18 protein-coding genes are annotated in these 16,964 nt (G+C 31.2%); 4 read left to right on the top strand and 14 right to left on the bottom strand.

The genetic code is table 11. The features are described from left to right. Nucleotides 1–7 precede the first annotated feature (7 nt). The 3 genes from purM to psmB all read right to left on the bottom strand — a co-directional run bounded on the left by purM (nucleotide 8) and on the right by psmB (nucleotide 3,773). Nucleotides 8–1,027, bottom strand: coding sequence for a phosphoribosylformylglycinamidine cyclo-ligase (purM, locus tag MSM_RS05230; protein WP_011954253.1), 1,020 nt, complete (start codon nucleotides 1,025–1,027; stop codon nucleotides 8–10). 91 nt (nucleotides 1,028–1,118) lie between these two features. Beyond that, a complete protein-coding gene (locus MSM_RS05225; protein ID WP_011954252.1) occupies nucleotides 1,119–3,029 on the bottom strand; it encodes a beta-CASP ribonuclease aCPSF1 in 1,911 nt (636 codons plus the stop codon). Between the two features lie 129 nt (nucleotides 3,030–3,158). Continuing rightward, the gene (psmB, locus tag MSM_RS05220) at nucleotides 3,159–3,773 is read right to left on the bottom strand and encodes an archaeal proteasome endopeptidase complex subunit beta (RefSeq protein ID WP_011954251.1); all 615 of its coding nucleotides are present in this window, start codon (nucleotides 3,771–3,773) and stop codon (nucleotides 3,159–3,161) included. A 208-nt stretch (nucleotides 3,774–3,981) separates the two neighbouring features. Here psmB and MSM_RS05215 point away from each other — a divergent pair, with 208 nt between their 5' ends. Next, nucleotides 3,982–4,719, top strand: a complete 738-nt coding sequence (locus tag MSM_RS05215) for a class I SAM-dependent methyltransferase (RefSeq protein WP_011954250.1) — start codon at nucleotides 3,982–3,984, stop codon at nucleotides 4,717–4,719. Here the strand turns inward: MSM_RS05215 and cofG are convergent. The 5 genes from cofG to MSM_RS05190 form a co-directional block, all read right to left on the bottom strand. Next, nucleotides 4,706–5,788, bottom strand: coding sequence for a 7,8-didemethyl-8-hydroxy-5-deazariboflavin synthase subunit CofG (gene cofG / locus MSM_RS05210; RefSeq protein WP_011954249.1), 1,083 nt, complete (start codon nucleotides 5,786–5,788; stop codon nucleotides 4,706–4,708). The genes MSM_RS05215 and cofG overlap by 14 nt on opposite strands. Nucleotides 5,789–5,791: 3 nt before the next feature. Next, the gene (locus tag MSM_RS05205; RefSeq protein ID WP_011954248.1) at nucleotides 5,792–6,232 is read right to left on the bottom strand and encodes a DUF2120 family protein; all 441 of its coding nucleotides are present in this window, start codon (nucleotides 6,230–6,232) and stop codon (nucleotides 5,792–5,794) included. A gap of 4 nt (nucleotides 6,233–6,236) precedes the next feature. Then, complete coding sequence (gene mptA, locus MSM_RS05200; RefSeq protein WP_004035824.1) at nucleotides 6,237–7,172, bottom strand: GTP cyclohydrolase MptA; 936 nt, start codon at nucleotides 7,170–7,172, stop codon at nucleotides 6,237–6,239. A gap of 174 nt (nucleotides 7,173–7,346) precedes the next feature. After that, nucleotides 7,347–7,823 (bottom strand): Lrp/AsnC family transcriptional regulator, encoded by a 477-nt coding sequence (locus MSM_RS05195; RefSeq protein ID WP_011954247.1) that lies wholly within the window; start codon nucleotides 7,821–7,823, stop codon nucleotides 7,347–7,349. Nucleotides 7,824–8,269: 446 nt separating this feature from the next. Beyond that, nucleotides 8,270–9,436 (bottom strand): tRNA (guanine(10)-N(2))-dimethyltransferase, encoded by a 1,167-nt coding sequence (locus MSM_RS05190; RefSeq protein ID WP_011954246.1) that lies wholly within the window; start codon nucleotides 9,434–9,436, stop codon nucleotides 8,270–8,272. Nucleotides 9,437–9,538: 102 nt separating this feature from the next. Between MSM_RS05190 and MSM_RS05185 the strand changes: the two genes are divergently transcribed. Beyond that, nucleotides 9,539–10,645 carry a DegT/DnrJ/EryC1/StrS family aminotransferase gene (locus MSM_RS05185; protein ID WP_011954245.1) on the top strand — a complete coding sequence of 369 codons (1,107 nt, stop codon included), beginning with the start codon at nucleotides 9,539–9,541 and terminating at the stop codon, nucleotides 10,643–10,645. A gap of 13 nt (nucleotides 10,646–10,658) precedes the next feature. Here MSM_RS05185 and MSM_RS05180 read toward each other — a convergent pair whose 3' ends face one another. After that, entirely contained in the window at nucleotides 10,659–10,964 is a 306-nt protein-coding gene (locus MSM_RS05180) for an MTH1187 family thiamine-binding protein (RefSeq protein ID WP_011954244.1), read from the bottom strand. 54 nt (nucleotides 10,965–11,018) lie between these two features. Here MSM_RS05180 and MSM_RS05175 point away from each other — a divergent pair, with 54 nt between their 5' ends. Continuing rightward, nucleotides 11,019–11,885 (top strand): TIGR00269 family protein, encoded by an 867-nt coding sequence (locus MSM_RS05175; protein ID WP_004032905.1) that lies wholly within the window; start codon nucleotides 11,019–11,021, stop codon nucleotides 11,883–11,885. Here MSM_RS05175 and MSM_RS05170 read toward each other — a convergent pair. From MSM_RS05170 to comB, 5 genes are all read right to left on the bottom strand, one after another. Beyond that, complete coding sequence (locus tag MSM_RS05170; RefSeq protein WP_011954243.1) at nucleotides 11,853–12,794, bottom strand: calcium/sodium antiporter; 942 nt, start codon at nucleotides 12,792–12,794, stop codon at nucleotides 11,853–11,855. The two genes, MSM_RS05175 and MSM_RS05170, sit on opposite strands and share 33 nt — an antisense overlap. Beyond that, on the bottom strand, nucleotides 12,791–14,128 hold the full coding sequence (locus MSM_RS05165; RefSeq protein ID WP_011954242.1) for a hemolysin family protein: 1,338 nt from the start codon (nucleotides 14,126–14,128) through the stop codon (nucleotides 12,791–12,793). The genes MSM_RS05170 and MSM_RS05165 overlap by 4 nt, the downstream gene beginning before the upstream one ends. A gap of 31 nt (nucleotides 14,129–14,159) precedes the next feature. Continuing rightward, nucleotides 14,160–14,372, bottom strand: a complete 213-nt coding sequence (locus MSM_RS05160; RefSeq protein WP_022531780.1) for a DUF1922 domain-containing protein — start codon at nucleotides 14,370–14,372, stop codon at nucleotides 14,160–14,162. A gap of 69 nt (nucleotides 14,373–14,441) precedes the next feature. Next, nucleotides 14,442–15,620, bottom strand: a complete 1,179-nt coding sequence (locus tag MSM_RS05155) for a TraB/GumN family protein (RefSeq protein WP_011954241.1) — start codon at nucleotides 15,618–15,620, stop codon at nucleotides 14,442–14,444. Nucleotides 15,621–15,669: 49 nt separating this feature from the next. After that, nucleotides 15,670–16,362: a 2-phosphosulfolactate phosphatase gene (gene comB, locus MSM_RS05150; protein ID WP_011954240.1), complete on the bottom strand. Its 693-nt coding sequence runs from the start codon at nucleotides 16,360–16,362 to the stop codon at nucleotides 15,670–15,672. A 59-nt stretch (nucleotides 16,363–16,421) separates the two neighbouring features. On the opposite strand from comB, the gene MSM_RS05145 reads away from it, so the two are divergent. Then, the gene (locus tag MSM_RS05145) at nucleotides 16,422–16,937 is read left to right on the top strand and encodes a hypothetical protein (RefSeq protein ID WP_011954239.1); all 516 of its coding nucleotides are present in this window, start codon (nucleotides 16,422–16,424) and stop codon (nucleotides 16,935–16,937) included. The last annotated feature ends 27 nt before the right edge of the window (nucleotides 16,938–16,964 follow it).

Raw genomic sequence — 16,964 nt, 5'->3', positions numbered from 1 at the left:
TATTGAATCAGTATGTAACTTCACTGCCTTCAAAAGTTTTAACGGTAATTTTTTCATCATCAGTTACTTTACCGATAATTTGGCAATTACAGTAGTCTTTCAAAGTTTCCATTATTTTTTCAGCTTCATTTTCATTGGTAATTACAACAAAACCTATTCCCATATTGAAAACTTTATACATTTCTTCAAGAGGAACATTTTGTTGATATATAAGTTTGAATATTTCAGGAGCCTCTGGGAGGTCATAAATATCATATCCGACACCTTTTTTCAAGCGTCTAAGGTTAGTAAATCCTCCACCAGTTATATGTGCTAATCCATGAATATCATATTCTTCTTTAAATAAAGCAACTATTGGTTTAACATATAATTCAGTTGGCCTTATTAATTCCTCTCCAATAGTAGTGTCACAGTTAGGCATTTTGTCATCAATTGAAAATCCTGCATCATCAAACAATGCTTTTCTAGCTAAACTGTATCCGTTTGAATGAATACCATTACTTTCAATACCTATTAAAACATCTCCAGCTTCAATATCTTCTCCAGTAATAATTTTATCAACATCTACAAAACCTATTCCTGTTCCGGCTAAATCAAAGTCTTTTATTATTCCTGGAAGTGAGGCAGTTTCCCCACCAATTATTGAAATTCTGGATTCTTTTGCTCCTGTTACAAGACCTTCAGCTATTTCTTCAGCTCTTTCAGGATCAGGCTGTTCCACTGCAAGATAATCTACTAAAGCTATTGGTTCAGCACCAACACAAAGAATATCATTTACAACCATAGCTATACAATCTATACCAACAGTATCATATTTATTCATCATTTCAGCAATTAAAATTTTACTACCTACTCCATCAGTACTCATTGCAATAGCTTTATCACCTAATCTAACTAAAGCAGCATAATGTCCGCTATCAGTTATTATATCTCTATATTCCAGTGTTGATTTAAGTTTTGATGCAAGTTTTGAAACAGTAACTGCTTCAAGATCAATATCAACACCGGATTCTGAATAAGTAACCATTTTTTTAACACCTAGTGGTATTTTTATTTTTTTTAAAATCAATAAAAATTTAAATTATATTACTATATTTATTTCAATTAGTATTTATTTATTAGTGTATTCTTACACTATCTAAATTCACAGGACTTTTAGTTTCAATTTTATAACTTCTGTGTATTGATGAAGCTAAGTCTGTTGTTTTATAAGGGTCTCCATGACAAGTAATAACTTTATCCGGTCTTGGATTAAGTCTTTTTACATAATCCATTAATTGGCGTCTGTTGGAGTGTCCACTAAATCCGTTGATAGTTTTAATTTCCATTTTAACATTGAATACTTTTGTTTTATTGTCTTCTTCAAGAGGCACTTCTTTCCATCCTTTTTGGATTCTTCTACCTAATGAACCTTCAGATTGGTATCCTACAAATATTAATGTGTTTCTGTCATCTTCACATAACCATTTGAAGTATTCAACAGAATTACCTCTAGTTAACATACCTGATGTGGATAAAATAATTGCCGGACTGTTGCTTTCAACAATATCTTTTCTTTGGTCAAGATTTTGAACTTTGTTAAACATATCTGAGATAAACGGATTTCTGCCCATGTGGAATATTTGATCTCTCAAGTCTTTACTTAAATATTCTGGTCTTGCAGTATGGATAGCTGTAGCTTCCCAGATCATACCGTCAATGTAAATAGGAACTTCATCAATCATTCCATGTCTCATGTATTCCTCAAGTACTACCATAAGTTCCTGCGCCCTTCCTACAGCAAATACTGGAACTAAAACTTTTCCGCCACGTTTTAAAGTTTTATAGATGGTTTTCATCATTTCTTTTTCTGCAGAGTTTCTTGAAGGCTGTATGTCTTCACGGCCACCATAGGTACTTTCCATAATTACAGTTTCAGCACGTGGGAATCTGAATGTTGCAGGTTCAAGTAATCTGCTTCTTTCATACTTGAAATCTCCAGTATAAACTAAATTGTGAGCTCCGTCACCAATATGCATATGTGAAATAGCTGAACCTAAGATGTGGCCTGCATTATGGAGTGTTAATCTAATATCTGGTGAGATATCAGTTACTTCACCGTAATCTAAGGTTATTGTATGTTTAATAGCTTTTTGCACATGTTTTACATTAAATGGTAAAGGATTTCCTTCTCTGTGAGCAATATCCAAGTGATCAAGTTGTAAAAGTGTTGTCAAATCTCTTGTTGGAGTTGTACAGTAAATAGGACCTTCATATCCATAATGATAAAGGTATGGCACAAATCCACAGTGATCCAGGTGAGCGTGTGAAATAATGACTGCATCCAATTCCTCAATTGAAAATTCAGGAACATTCAAGTATGGAAATGCATTTTTGTTGTCAGATGCAGCTACATTAACACCACAATCCAATAATACTCTACTGTTTGGAGTTTGTAAAAGCATGGAAGAACGTCCGACTTCTTTAAAACCGCCCATTGAGGTTACTCTGGCCCAATCATTAGGATGTTTAGTGCCCTGATGTATCTGTCTACCGAGACGCTGCAACATTTTTTTCCTGTCTTTGCTGCTGTTTTTTAGTGTAGTTCTGATTTTTCCAATAACATCAGAGCTTATTGGGGGTGTTCTCAAAATTTTAGGTGCCCATCCGGTATTTTTAACGATTGTTCTGGAGGTCACACCATATTTTCCAATAACAAGCCCTGGTTTTTTTGCAGTTATAACTACTTCGCAGGTAACTGTATCAAAGTAAATGTCTGTAATTTCTGCTCCTTCCGGAACTATTTCATGAACTTTTTTAATGGTTTCTTCAGGACCTAATAATGCACTTTTATCAGATCTGATAATGATTCTTTTTCTAAGTTCTTTAGCTAATGATCGTATAAGATCGCCGTTGTCAGTTATAATTTCTGGGTTTTTGGTGTAAAGTACCACTTCAGGACCTTCAAATTCAACTTTTGAAACCTGAGCATTTTTTGGTAACTTGTCCATTATTTCTTTTTTGATATCTTCTAAAATCTCTGAAGTCATATAATCCCTTCAAAAAAAAGTATTGTGTAAATATAGTTCATGAAAAAGCTTGTTTGCTATAATTAGTTAAAACTTCATAAACTATTCACACTATTTATATAAAAAGTAGTTAGTTATGAAAAATAGTCTTTATATTTTCGCTACAATATCATTAACCTTTTCCTTATCTAACATTTCAAAGCCGTCTTTAGTTACTTTAGCTACTAAATATCCATTTCCTGAAAATGTGTCACGTTCGCTAGCAGCTTTGATAGCTCTTACAGCTATTTCTAATCCTTCATCAGTTGTAATTTCTTCATGGTATCTGTCTTCGAGAACACCATATGCTACAATAGAACCTGATCCTGTGGATATGTATGTATCTTCAATCATACCTCCGGCAGGGTCAAGGGAGTATAGTGAAGGTTTATCTCCGTCCATTCCTCCAAGTAATGTTTGCACATACATTGGTCCGGAACGTAAAATGTTTGCTGTTACTGATGCGGCAGCTTTTACACTTATTTTGTCATTGTTTCTCATTTGATAAAGAGAAACTTCTGCTTCAATTATTTTCATTAAATTTTGAGCATCTCCGACACTACCAGCAATGGTTGTTACGATATGATCATTTATTTTAAATATTTTTTCTGCGACTTTATGAGCTACAAGGTTTCCCATACTAGCTCTTCTTTCGCTAGCAAATACAACACCATCTTTACAGGTTATTCCTACAGTTGTTGTACCTTCTAATATTTTATCATCCATGTTAAACACCTCATGTAAGTATTTAAAATATTTGTATTTTTCAACTATATTGTAGGTTATACATAAATCTTATATAAACACGTAATTATTTTAATTATTAATATTTATAAAATCAGAATCAATTAATTAGTATAAACTAACTAATAATACATTATGTATTTACATATATAAAGTTTTCTTTTTAAGATACTTTAATGGAGCTTTGTTAATGAAATGGAAAAAAATAGGCAATATTTTAATATTGGATAATAAATTCATTGTACAATCAGATAAACAGTTAAAAGAACTTTCAGATAAACATAAAGTAAAAACTGTCATGAAAGTTGACCATATTCATGGGACTAAAAGGGAACCTGTTATAAAATTATTGTATGGTGAGGATACTGAAACAATCAATAAGGAAAATGGATGTCTTTTTAAATTGGATTTAAAAAAAGTAATGTGGTCAAAAGGAAATAACAACGAGCGAATAAGAATAGCTAAACTTGTTGAAGATAATGAAACTGTTATTGATATGTTTGCAGGAATAGGTTATTTTTCAATTCCGATAGGAGTTCACAGCAATGCAAAACAAGTTTATTCAATTGAAATTAATCCCAATTCATTTCATTATTTGAAAGAAAATATTAAATTAAATAAAATAAACAATATTATACCTTTACTTGGGGATTGCATGGACATAACTCCAGAGTATAGTGCAGATAGAATTATAATGGGTTATGTAAAAACAACGCATCATTATTTAAAGACAGCTATTGACAGCCTGAACAAAGGTGGAGTTATTCATTATCATGAAACAGTTCCCGAAAAATTAATGGATACCCGTCCGATAAACAGGATTAAAGAAGTGGCTGGAGATAGGTCGGTGGAATTTTTAAAATTAAATAAGGTTAAGAAATACTCTCCGGGAGTATTTCATGTGGTGTGTGATGCTAGGATAAATTAGCTATTTTTTCAAGCAGTGTTTCATTTAGCCATTTATCATTAACATATTTTTCATAAACACACATTCTTTCGATTAATTCAAATCCTGCATCCTGTGTTAGTCTGTTTAATTCATCTAGAGTTGGCCATGGGGATGTTGGATTTACATAATCAGGACTTACTGGAGAAACTCCTCCCCAATCATCTGCACCGCAAAGTAAAAATATCTGGGCAGTGTCATGGTTTAAATTAGGCGGAACTTGAATGCTAACATCAGTATCCCTAAATAACAGCTTCCCTGCTATTACTGTTCTTACCATATCTAAAAAAGTAGGTTCTTCCCAGTTTTCCATTTCAATTCCGGGGCTGGTGGTGAAGTTTTGAATAATTACTTCCTGAATATGGCCGTATTTATCATATAAATCCCTGATAGCTAATAATGAGTCGGCTATTTCTTCTTTGGTCTCACCAATTCCAATTAAAATTCCTGTTGTATATGGTATTTTAAGTTTTCCGGCATTTGATATTGTTTTTAATCTGATTTCAGGATTTTTACCTGGGCTTTTATTGTGTGCTACTGTGTTCATTAATCTGACAGATGTGCTTTCAAGCATCATACCCATAGAAGCGTTAACTTCCTTTAGCTTTTTTAGACTTTCATAGCTAAAATTACCTCCATTTGTGTGAGGCAATAAGCTAGTTTCTTCCAAAGTCATTTTACAGATATCAAAAACATAATCTACAATATTTTCATATCCGAATTCAGCTAATTTTTGCTGTACTGATTCTTCTTCATCAGCATCTTCTCCAAATGTAAATAAAGCTTCACTGCACCCATATCTTTCAGCTTCTTTCAAACTAGCCAATACTTCTTCTTTTGTTTTTAGAATAATTGCACTTGGATCATCTGGAGTTTTTTTAAAATTACAGTAACCGCAATCGTTTTTACAGATTTCAGTTAATGGAATGAAAATATTTTTGGAATATGTAATAAGATTATTCTCCCTGTATTTTGATGCTTTATTCATGAAATCAATGATTTGGTTGTCAGTTGATTCTAATATCTGGAGAATTTTTTCTTTTCTTTGCATGACCTATTCTTCTTTTTCTGAAACTGTTACTTCAACATATAATGGAGGATATCCATGTTTGTCCTGCCATATTGCAATTACAGCATAACAGCAAGGTAATTCGAAAGCTTTGTATTCAACTACAAGACCAATGGCTTCAAGCTCTTCTTGCATTCTTTCTAAGCCATGTTTGTCTATATTTCCTGTTTGGCCTTCGCTTTCCTGTATACTTTTATCACCAATTTCTAAAAGTTTGGCGATTTTTGCAGAATTGGATTCGATTTCTTTACCGTTTATTATGCTTCCAATTTCATCAAGCTTTGAGTTAAAGTCATTAATATCTAATGTTTTTCTTGATCTTCCTCTGACGATTAAGATTTTTTCATTGTTAATTGCAGGTCTTGATCCTTTGAATGCATCAAAAAACCCCATCACTTCTCCTGCTACTTCATAAAACTTTTGCATTTAATCATATCCTTAACTCTTCTTTTAATTCGCCCATTGTTGTTACTTTTTCTGCAAAAGCATTGTGTCTGTGGATACTTTCATGATTCTCTTGACGTGAAGTGATTATGGTGTCTTCAGGAAAATCAGCATATTTTTTAGCTATTTTTTCCATCATGTTTCTTACACAGTCTTCAACAAAAACAGGTTTTTTATGAGCATTTAAAACTGTAGCATTTTCATCAGGTCTTTTTAATAATTCACATACAGGAGAGCTCATGGATTCTTCAATTATTTCTATGATGTCTTCACCTTTAACTTCCCTGTCTTCCGGAACTTCGATTAATAAAGTTCCAACTCCTCTCTGATTATGGGAAGCAAAAGTTACAGTATCTAATACTTTTTGTGTAGTTTCTTCGTCTAAAAATTCCAACAATTTGTTTTTGTCAGATTCTTTCACAGATTCCTGTGCACATGGGCAAACAGTCATTCCGATAACTTCAGCACCAATACTTTTTCTAATTTTAATTTCACCGTCTTCTCTGTAACCTACAGCTTTAGCTTTAAGTTTAGCCATTTCCTGTGTTTTATTTTTGGTTACAGGTGATTCTTTCATAAACATATAATCAGTAGTCATTGATATTTCAACACGTTTTGCATATTCGTGTTTGGACATCATTTTACTTACGATTTTAGCACATAATGTTTCTACTTCCACTGAACTGTCATTAGCTACTTCGTCTAATACTTCACTGATTGCTTCAGGGTTTCTAGACATATGCACTCCCTTTTGATCGTTTGGTAAATCTACAAATGCATCAAATGTAGGTACTAAAATTATAGGTCTTTTGTTATTTCTTTCGAGTTGCAATAATTTTTTAACTCCGGTTACACCTACTCTTGTTAATTTGATAGGTATGCTGGGAGTATCATCTTGGGTGTCAGGTAAACAAACTGCCATTTAATAACCTCTATCATATAATTATTTTTTATATTATGTTTTTTGAAACTTATATATTTTAAGCTTATTTTTGGCAATTTTTTACAAGTAAAAATAAGTTATTTGATTGAATATGGCTTGATTAATGTTAAATGAATGTTGTGATGGTTTGGTTTAATAAATTAAAAATTTGGATTATAATATATTTGAAGAACCCATATCTTCTTTTATAACATCCAATACAGTTTGAGTATATGTTCTTTCTATATTAGGGTCTTTAACTAAATCTTTAATAAATGTATTTAATTCATTTGTATCTTTGAATTTAGCTATTAAGAAAGCATCATATTCTCCGGTTACATCATATATTCCAACTACATTTTTATTAGAGTAAGTTTTTTCTTCCCAGTTTTTGAGTTTTCCACCTTTAACCCTCACTCCAATTATAGTTGTAAGGACATATCCTAATATTTCATGGTCAATTACTGGTGAAAACTTTTTGATTACTCCGCTTTTAACCATTTTGTCGATACGGTTGTGAACAGTTCCAACAGATACATCTAAACTACGGGATATTTGTCTATAAGATGTTCTGACATCTTCATTAATGATTTTTAAAATGCTAACATCAATATCATCTAATTTGATAAAGTCTTTATTTTCATTAGCCATATTTATAACCTCTCTAAAAATGATTATATTAATTGATTATAAGTAAACAAATTAATATAGGCATATACATTTTTTATGTTTATATTATATAAACTATTCGTACATTTTTTAATTTTTTTAGTACTATTTTAAATATGATTCGAAAAATTAATAGTTATATTGTAAATCATTTGGTATGTATTTTTGAATATAATTAAAATATAATCCCTATTTTTTTGTTTTTATTAAATTAATATACCATTAGCATTATACTGTAGTTTATTTATTTTTTCAAATATTTTTTGAATGATTGTATGGTAAAAAAAGAGATATTTATTTTGATATGTAATTTTTTTCAATTTTATTAAAAAAAGTAGTGAAGATAAAGCAGGGATTTATTTAGTGTTCCTAAATAATTCATAGGCTATATCTAGTTTTTTCACTATTTGTGTATTTTGGATATTTGTTTAATTTGAAGATGACAAAGTTTTTATGATTTCCTTAATTTTTTTTAGGGGAGCGTTTGTTTTTATTCCAAGAGGGTTGAAATGTGTTTTGACAGCTTCAAATCCTTCTTTTTCAAGGTTGCCAAATACCAAATCTAATTTTGGTGCACTGATTTTTAAGATTTTGCAGATTTTATGCACATCATAAAATGTGGCGGGACTTTTTGCTTCTATACGGCAGCTTTCCAATAGTTTCAAAACATCTTCTTTAGTATTTAATTTTTTATTTTCAGATTCTACAATCATCTTTGAGATAAATTCTTCGTTTTGAATTTCTCCAAGCCATAATGGCCCTGCCTGAATTAATTTTTCACCACATTCTGGACAAATATCTGGTGTAGATGTAGCTAATCCTTTATTTTCTTCCCTATACAGACAATGTTTGCAGTGACTGAGGTATCCGATATTTTTTAAACATTCATCACTTTTTTTGGAACCTTTTTTGACTTCTATATATAATCTCATATAATGTTCAGTACTGTGGGATAATTTAACTTCTATGGATTTGCTGTATTTGGCCAGTGTAAGAGCTACAAATCCTGCCAATATACGAATACCTGTTTCATGACAGTATTCACTTTTGTAAGGTTTTGCATTGTATTTGCGGATACACGGTTCTTTGTAGGTTCCGCACAGTGCAGATGTGTCAGTAGCTGTAACGCATAATAATGAGTTTCTGCGGGAACAGTATCCTGCAGAGTCTAAAAATGGGGAAGGTGTTCCAAAGGGATCAATGTCTATAACATCAAATTCTCCTCTGTGCATTCTTAAGAACATACTTGCATCATGCTGAAATATTTCAATGTCTTTCAAATTGTTTAACTCAACATTGTGTCTTTCATATTCATTTGCAGTTTCACTAATGTCATTTATAAAAACATGTCCCACTCCATCAATTTCATTTTTATAACGAACACCGCGTATTCCACTGCCTCCGAACAAATCACATATGTTTATATTTCTGTCTTCTTGTTTTTGAAAAGTTTGAAGAGCTAAAATGGAAATGTCTCTATTTAGTTCCATATGTGGATTGTAAAAAACAGGAGCATCAGATGAAATTTTATCAAATTCAGGAAATTGAATTTTTGTTAATCCCTCTTCAACTGTTTTAATTTTATATTCGTCCATAGTTTATCACTTTTTTAAATAATCAAGTAATATTTTAAATATTATTAGATTTAAATATTATTGTAAGTTTAAATTAATCTATTTTTAGGATTTGGTGATAAAATGGCGGATATTAAAGTTCCAATTGCAAAACCAATAATTGGAGAAGAAGAAATTAAAAATGTTGTAGAAGTTTTAAAATCAGGTATGATTGCTCAAGGTCCTAAAGTAACTGAATTTGAAGAAAAATTTGCTGCTTGGATTGGAACAAAATATGCAATTGCAACTAATTCTGGAACATCTGCTCTACATGTAGCTTTACTTGCAGCAGGAATAGGTAAAGGGGATGAAGTGATAACTACTCCATTTACATTTATAGCTACTGGAAATTCAATTATTTATACGGGAGCAACTCCTGTTTTTGCAGACATTGACTTAAAAACATACACTATAGATCCAGACAGTATTGAGGCATTGATTACTGATAAGACAAAAGCTATTTTACCAGTTCAATTATATGGGCAATCTGCAGACATGGATAGAATTAATGAAATCGCTGATAAACATGGTTTAAAAGTTATTGAAGATGCGGCACAGGCTCATGGTGCAATGTACAAAGGTAAAAATGTGGGTGCACTTGGAGATGCGGGTTGTTTCAGTTTTTATCCTACTAAAAACATGACTACCAGTGAAGGCGGAATTATAACTACTGATGATGAGGAATTAGCTAAAAGAGCACGTATTTTTAGAGCTCATGGTTCCAGTATAAAATACACTCATGATGAAATAGGTTATAATTTTAGAATGACGGATATTTCTGCAGCTATCGGTCTTGCACAATTAAATGTAATTGACGGATTCAATGACAAAAGAATAGCTAATGCAGAATATTTAAATGAAGGTTTAAAAGATGTTGATGGGGTAGTAACTCCTTATTCTGCTGATGATTTTAAACATGTTTACCATCAATATACTATTCTTGTTGAAAAAGGAAAAAGAGATGATTGGGTTGATTTCTTAACTCAAAAAGGTATTGGAACAGGGGTTCATTATCCTATTCCATTATATAATCAGCCAATTTATAAAAAATTAGGTATCGAAGGCAGTGCACCAGATGCAGAGCTTGCTGCAAATCATGTAATTTCTTTACCGGTACATCCTTCATTAACACAAGAAGATTTGGATTTAGTTATTGATGCTGTAAAACAAGCTAGTGACAGCTTTAACTAATCTTTTTCTTTTTTTATTTTAACATTTTATTTACTGTGTCAATTTTAGCATCTAAAGTTCTGTTTTCTAAATCACGTCTGTCATCGACTTTAATAACAGTGTAAACTCTATCGATTCCAGTTTTAAATACAGCTTCTTGTGCATTAGCTATAGCTTCGTATAATTCTTTAAGATTTTCAGCTTCTATTTGAGTTCCCATACCTGTTAATTGATAGTTAAGTCCAGAATCTTTAATTGCTTGAACAGCAGCAGTTACATATTCTTTACATTCAGTATCTTCAGTTCCAACAGGTAATATTGCGAAATCTGCAGTTATCATTTTTAATTCACCTAGTAAAATTATTTATTTATCTTATTATAAATTTATTTAGTAATGGTTCAGTTAAACAAAAAAGAATTTAATGATAAGATATTTACAAGGATTAATAATTTAATTCATGATTATAATTTAATAAATGAACATGAATTGATAGCTGTTGCATTGTCTGGAGGTAAAGACAGTGTTTTGACATTGCATGCTTTAAAAAATTATCAAAATTATTTGGATTTTGATTTGGTTGCTGTTAGTGTTGATGAAGGTATTGAGGGTTACCGTCAGCATGGTATTGATGCAGCTATTGACAATGCAGAAAAATTAGATGTCAAATTAGTTCAAAAATCATTTAAAATAGAAGAGGGATTTGCACTAGATGACATTTATAGCGGATTTAAAAGTGCATGCATTCCTTGCGGAGTTTTTAGAAGAAATATTTTAAATAAAACAGCATATGATCTTGGAGCAGATAAAATAGCTACCGGACATAATCTTGATGATGAAATTCAGTCTTTTTTAATGAGTTTTGCCCGTGGTGATTTAATTAAATTCTCAAAATTCGGGCCTGAACTTGATGTTATTCATCCTAAGTTGATTCCACGTATTAAACCATTGTGGAACACTCCGGAAAAGGAAGTTGGAACCTGGGCAATTTTAAATGATATTAATATTCATTTAGATGAATGTCCTTATTCTCATTTATCTCTGAGGGCTAAAATTAAGGAATTTTTAAATAATAATGAGGATATATATCCTGGAATAAAAAATAATATTATGGAATCCTTCCAAAAGATTTTAACCTTTGAAAGTGATATTCCATCTAATTTGAATGAGTGCAGGTTATGTGGAGAACCTACATCTTCAGATATCTGCAAAGCCTGTGAGCTAAAAAAATTAATTTCTGAAAATCACGAAAGCCATATATAATATGAATAGTCCTAATAGGATTATTCCTTCTTTTCTATCAAATTTACTTTGTGTTTTACCAAATATAAGGCATAAAATTGTAACAATTATCATTAAACCTAAATCTACAATCATATTTGAGTTTACAGGAATTGGAGTTATGGTACTGCTTAAACCAAGTACAAATAAGATATTGAATATGTTTGATCCGATTACATTTCCAATAACTAACTGATTTTCATCTCTTTTTAGAGCAGTTAGTGAAGTTACAAGTTCAGGCAGTGATGTACCGATAGCTACAATTGTTAAACCAACTAATGTTTCACTCATTCCACATGCCATTGCAATATATGATGATGAGTTTACAACAAGCTGAGCACCAAGAATAATTGCAGCAAGCCCTACAACAACATAAACAATACTTCTTCCAATACCGAATTTAGGCTTTTCAACAAAATCTGCCCCTTTTGATTTTTTAGAAGTATAAACTAAATGGGCAGTATATCCGATTATAAGAATCAATAATACAATTCCTTCAATTCTTGTTAAATCCCAGCTGAGTAATATAAATCCAACAACAAGCAGACTAACAATTAAAAGAAACGGCATATCTTTGTTAAGTACATTTTCTCCAAGTTTTAATTCTTTAAGTAGAGCACAAATACCAATAATTCCTAAAATATTGAAGATATTACTTCCAATAACATTACTTACAGCCAGGGCATTGCTTCCTTGAATAGATGAGGATATGGATACTGCAGCTTCAGGAGCACTTGTACCAAATGCTACAATAGTTAATCCCACAATAAGTGTTGGGATTTTTAAAATAGTAGCTATATTGCTTGATCCGCTTACAAAAATATCTGATCCTTTTATTAAAATTGCAAATCCTACAATAAGCAATACAATTTGTATTAATAATTCAATCATTCTTCTACCTCTTCTGTTTCTTTTTCTTCTTCTTGCGGACCTAAATCAGTTACAAGAATTTTGTCGATTTGATGCCCGTCAATATCTAAAATTTCGAAGTGGAATCTGTCCCAGTCATATATTTCTTTTTCATCAGGAATTTTACCACTTAAACTTAGGATAAATCCAGCTATTGTAGTGTATTGGTCTTCTTTTTCATAAGGGAACTCTTTTTCGTAATCGAAAAGTTCTTTAAATTTATCAATTTGGAATCTTCCATCAATTAACCATGTACCGTCTAATCTCTGAGTAGCCATTGGGTCATCAGTTTCATCAATGCCCGGAATATCTCCAACTATTCCTTCAAGTAAATCGTTTAAGGTTATTAATCCTTCAACACTACCAAATTCATCAACAGCAAGAGCCATATGGACATATTCTTTGTTTTCTTTAAATTCTTTTAATAATTCCAATGTTTCAAGATTTTCAGAAACAACTAAAGGTTTTTTAATAATTGAATTAATGTCAAATTTTTCTTCACTAAATAAAAGTGCTAAAATATCTTTTGCTTGAACAACTCCGATAAAATCATCTAATTCTCCTTTGGCTATCGGGAAAATGGATCTTTTACTTTCCATAATCTTGATTTCATTAGCTCTTTTATCATCTTCTAAATCAACCCAGATAATTTCATTTCTAGGAGTCATTATAGATTCGACTTTTTTATCATCAAGTTTAAAGACTCTTTTAATAATATCTTCTTCTTCTTTTTCAATAGTTCCGTCTTCTCTTCCTTCTTCAATTAATAACTCAATTTCTTCTTCTGTTACTATTGATTCGGATTTGCTTTTCATACCTATGGTCCATAAGACGAAATCAGTTGATTTGGCAAGAACTGCACTAATTGGTTTGCAAACTTTTGAAAGTACAGACATGCTTTTAGCTAATTTTAAAGAAACTTTTTCAGGGTTATTTAGAGCAATAACTTTTGGTACAATTTCTCCAATTACTAAAGTTAAGTAAGTTGTAATGATAACAACTACTAAAATACTTATTGTTCCGCTATATGGTACATATGGACCAATTACTTCTGATAATGGTTCAGCTAAAGTAGCTCCACCGTAAGCACCAGTTAAGATACCGATAAGTGTAATTCCTATTTGCACAGTAGATAAAAATTGATTTGGATCTTCTGCAAAGTCAATGATTATCTGAGCACTTTTGTGTCCTTCATTTAACAGTTTTTCTAATTTTGCTTTCTTTGTCGAAACAACGGCCAATTCAGCCATCGATAAAATCCCGGTAAGGACAATTAAAATTATTATTAATACTATTTCAAATATTACGTTAGCCATTTTTAAACAGACCTTTTGTTAAACTTATAGTTTATAATTCACTGGCTCTCTTAAAGTCAGTATTTCCATATATTTCATCCTGCATCTCTTGAACTGCCAGGGAAGCTTCTTCACGAGTTTCTACTTTTTTAAATATTCTGCGTTGTTTTACTTTGATTGTTTTTCCACAAACACACTTGCGGGTAGCCACTCCTTCTTTTGCATATAATACTCTTCCACAGTCACATCGAAATATGAAATACATAGTAATTAATTCCATTAAAATTTTTCATTTAATAATTATGTAAGTATACTTTATAAAAATTATTATTTTTCATCCGCCAAATATTTTCATAAATAATGGTATAAAGACTTGTGAAGGCAATATAACAAGTGTAGCTAAGCTAACTCCTAAATTAGTCCCAACTACAACAAGTAAAATTCTTACTATGTTGTTGTGCCACAAATCCTTTAAGCTTTCAATTTTAGTAAGATTGACCATATCTCTTTTTCTAACTTTTCTGTATTTAGCTTCAACCAGTCCTGAAAACCATCCTGCTGCAAGTAATGGGTGAATAATAGTCAAAGGAGCTACTAATCCTCCAACAACAGCAGATTGGATTTTTGATCCGGAAAGTACAGAACCGATAAATCCCATTATCATGCTTATAATTATAAAGTCATAGAGGTTCCAGGTTATATTAATCCCGCTAATGTAGGCCAGAAAAAATATCACAACAAACAATATTGGAATTAAAGCTAAAATAATTTTAAACCATGGTATTCCTTTTTTTTCTTTAGTAATTTCCAATTGGCTTAAAGGAGGAATAGTTTCAGGATTGTCTAAGTATCTGTTGATTCCAGGTTTGTGTCCTGCACCTACAACAGCTATTACATGGTCTTGAGGAATTCTTAAAATATTTCCTGCAAGATAAGCATCTCTTTCCTGTACTAAAACTTCATATACTTTTGGAGATTCATCTTTAAAAAATTCCATTAATTCATCAAGGTTATCCGGATTTTTCAACTCCTCAATATCAATTTCATCTTCTTCATCACTTGAAAAAATTGAAGTAAGTAAACTAAATGCAAATTTAAGTTTTTCTACAAATCCCATTTTATTAAGAGCCCTTTGCAGGGTTGTGTTTATTTCTCTGTCAATCAATGCTATTGGAATTTCCAAATCTTCAGCAGCTTCAATAGCTCCAATCATTTCTGATCCGGGTTTTACATCAACATCCTCTCCAATTTTTGATTGGAAATATGAAAGGATTGTTGTAGCTAGAAATAGTCCTACTTTTTCTTCTTTGATGATTTTTGAAACAGAAATAGTGTCATCTTCTTCAATACCCATCATTTCATTTTTCAATCGAGTATACCTTCCCCTATCTAATTCAATAGCTACTATTTCTGGATGTTGCTCATAAATTGTATTTTTAACTTCTTCCACACTGTTTGCAGATACATGAGCAGTTCCTATTATGGTTAAACATTCTCTTTTCAAAAAAAACACATCGGTTAATTTAATGTTATAATATATATTTTACAATTTGTATATAAATCTAATCTTTAATTAATTTCAATATATTATTTTCATAGATAGCCACATTTTCACTTATATTTTTTAACACGCAACAGTCGATGTCTTTTTTGGATTTAAGTCGGGACAGTTTTCTTCCGGAGTTGCAATTATAAAATCCTTCTTTTAGAGCATCATAATCTCTGCTGGCCATGATGGCTGCTTTTGCATAATCGCTTATTTCGCACTCATTATTTAACCTGTCGCAAATCCAGTAAAGAATTTCACCGGCTGCCAAAAAATCTTCTAGGGCAAAATTTCCTTTGTATCCTGCCATTACAACATCAATTTCATTTTCAGCTATCTCTACACTTTTATACCCAACTGCTTTTGCATTTACCATGGATCCTACAAGAACAGTTGAATCCATATCTTTAAGAATTCTTGTTCCATTACTTGTGGTCAGTATAAGTGTTTCAATATCAGTGTCATAATTTTCAACATCTTTTGGCGAGTTTCCAACATCAAAGCCTTCAACACGTTTTCCGCTTCTTTCTCCGGCTATTATTCCATTGATTTCTTTTTTTAACTCAAATGCTTCTTCTGGTGTAAAGCATGGGATGATTTCATTAAAATTATTCAAAGCAAGTGTAATTGTGGTACTTGCCCTAAGTGCATCGACCATTATGGATGTATCTTTGGTTTGTGTTTTTTCAAAGCTTAATGTAATTTTCATGATTCATATTTATAAAAATTAATTAATTTTAAATTTTACTTTTTATAATAATTATTAGTATGAAAATTGTCACAACACCTATGTGTGAAGATCTTGTAAAGTTAGTTGGAATAAAAAATTATAAGGTTAATAAACACCCCAATAAGAATGATGGGGATTTGGCTATTTTATTATCTGAAAGTAAGGTTGAAATAGACTCTATTCCACTTAAAGTTAATTCATCAGTCCAGATTTTTGAAAGCATTAAAAAAATAGATTTTAACAATAATTTAACTGATGAAGAAATACTTTCATTTTTTGATGATTATCCATTAGCTAAAAAATATCTTAATAATAATGTCAAAAACAGTATTCACATTAAAGTTTATTCTAACTTTTTAAAAGACACTGCTGAAAGTATGGGGTTTACTATTGATGATGAAAACTATGATTATGTAGTATATCCGGATTATTTGGCTGATGAAGTTCAAAATGAAACACAAACATTAATTGAGATTTCGTCACACAATTTTGTATCTAAAAATCCATTTGTAAGACTTGAAAAAAGATACGAAATTTTGGAAAAGTTAATATAGAAATAATGTAAAAAACTTACTTAATAA

This window comes from Methanobrevibacter smithii ATCC 35061, assembly GCF_000016525.1.
In the GTDB taxonomy this organism is placed as follows: domain Archaea; phylum Methanobacteriota; class Methanobacteria; order Methanobacteriales; family Methanobacteriaceae; genus Methanocatella; species Methanocatella smithii.
The sequence above is the reverse complement of the archived record's forward strand: the minus strand, read 5'-3'. Positions and strand labels throughout refer to the sequence as shown.

What these genes read in the sequence shown, in the direction of transcription:
- comB (WP_011954240.1), bottom strand. Translation starts at nt 16,362, where the DNA reads ATGAAAATTACATTAAGCTTTGAAAAAACACAAACCAAAGATACATCC.
- cofG (WP_011954249.1), bottom strand. Translation starts at nt 5,788, where the DNA reads ATGCAAAGAAAAGAAAAAATTCTCCAGATATTAGAATCAACTGACAAC.
- MSM_RS05170 (WP_011954243.1), bottom strand. Translation starts at nt 12,794, where the DNA reads ATGATTGAATTATTAATACAAATTGTATTGCTTATTGTAGGATTTGCA.
- MSM_RS05160 (WP_022531780.1), bottom strand. Translation starts at nt 14,372, where the DNA reads ATGTATTTCATATTTCGATGTGACTGTGGAAGAGTATTATATGCAAAA.
- mptA (WP_004035824.1), bottom strand. Translation starts at nt 7,172, where the DNA reads ATGGCAGTTTGTTTACCTGACACCCAAGATGATACTCCCAGCATACCT.
- MSM_RS05190 (WP_011954246.1), bottom strand. Translation starts at nt 9,436, where the DNA reads ATGGACGAATATAAAATTAAAACAGTTGAAGAGGGATTAACAAAAATT.
- MSM_RS05225 (WP_011954252.1), bottom strand. Translation starts at nt 3,029, where the DNA reads ATGACTTCAGAGATTTTAGAAGATATCAAAAAAGAAATAATGGACAAG.
- MSM_RS05185 (WP_011954245.1), top strand. Translation starts at nt 9,539, where the DNA reads ATGGCGGATATTAAAGTTCCAATTGCAAAACCAATAATTGGAGAAGAA.
- MSM_RS05195 (WP_011954247.1), bottom strand. Translation starts at nt 7,823, where the DNA reads ATGGCTAATGAAAATAAAGACTTTATCAAATTAGATGATATTGATGTT.
- MSM_RS05205 (WP_011954248.1), bottom strand. Translation starts at nt 6,232, where the DNA reads ATGCAAAAGTTTTATGAAGTAGCAGGAGAAGTGATGGGGTTTTTTGAT.
- purM (WP_011954253.1), bottom strand. Translation starts at nt 1,027, where the DNA reads ATGGTTACTTATTCAGAATCCGGTGTTGATATTGATCTTGAAGCAGTT.
- MSM_RS05180 (WP_011954244.1), bottom strand. Translation starts at nt 10,964, where the DNA reads ATGATAACTGCAGATTTCGCAATATTACCTGTTGGAACTGAAGATACT.
- MSM_RS05165 (WP_011954242.1), bottom strand. Translation starts at nt 14,128, where the DNA reads ATGGCTAACGTAATATTTGAAATAGTATTAATAATAATTTTAATTGTC.
- MSM_RS05175 (WP_004032905.1), top strand. Translation starts at nt 11,019, where the DNA reads ATGGTTCAGTTAAACAAAAAAGAATTTAATGATAAGATATTTACAAGG.
- psmB (WP_011954251.1), bottom strand. Translation starts at nt 3,773, where the DNA reads ATGGATGATAAAATATTAGAAGGTACAACAACTGTAGGAATAACCTGT.
- MSM_RS05145 (WP_011954239.1), top strand. Translation starts at nt 16,422, where the DNA reads ATGAAAATTGTCACAACACCTATGTGTGAAGATCTTGTAAAGTTAGTT.
- MSM_RS05215 (WP_011954250.1), top strand. Translation starts at nt 3,982, where the DNA reads ATGAAATGGAAAAAAATAGGCAATATTTTAATATTGGATAATAAATTC.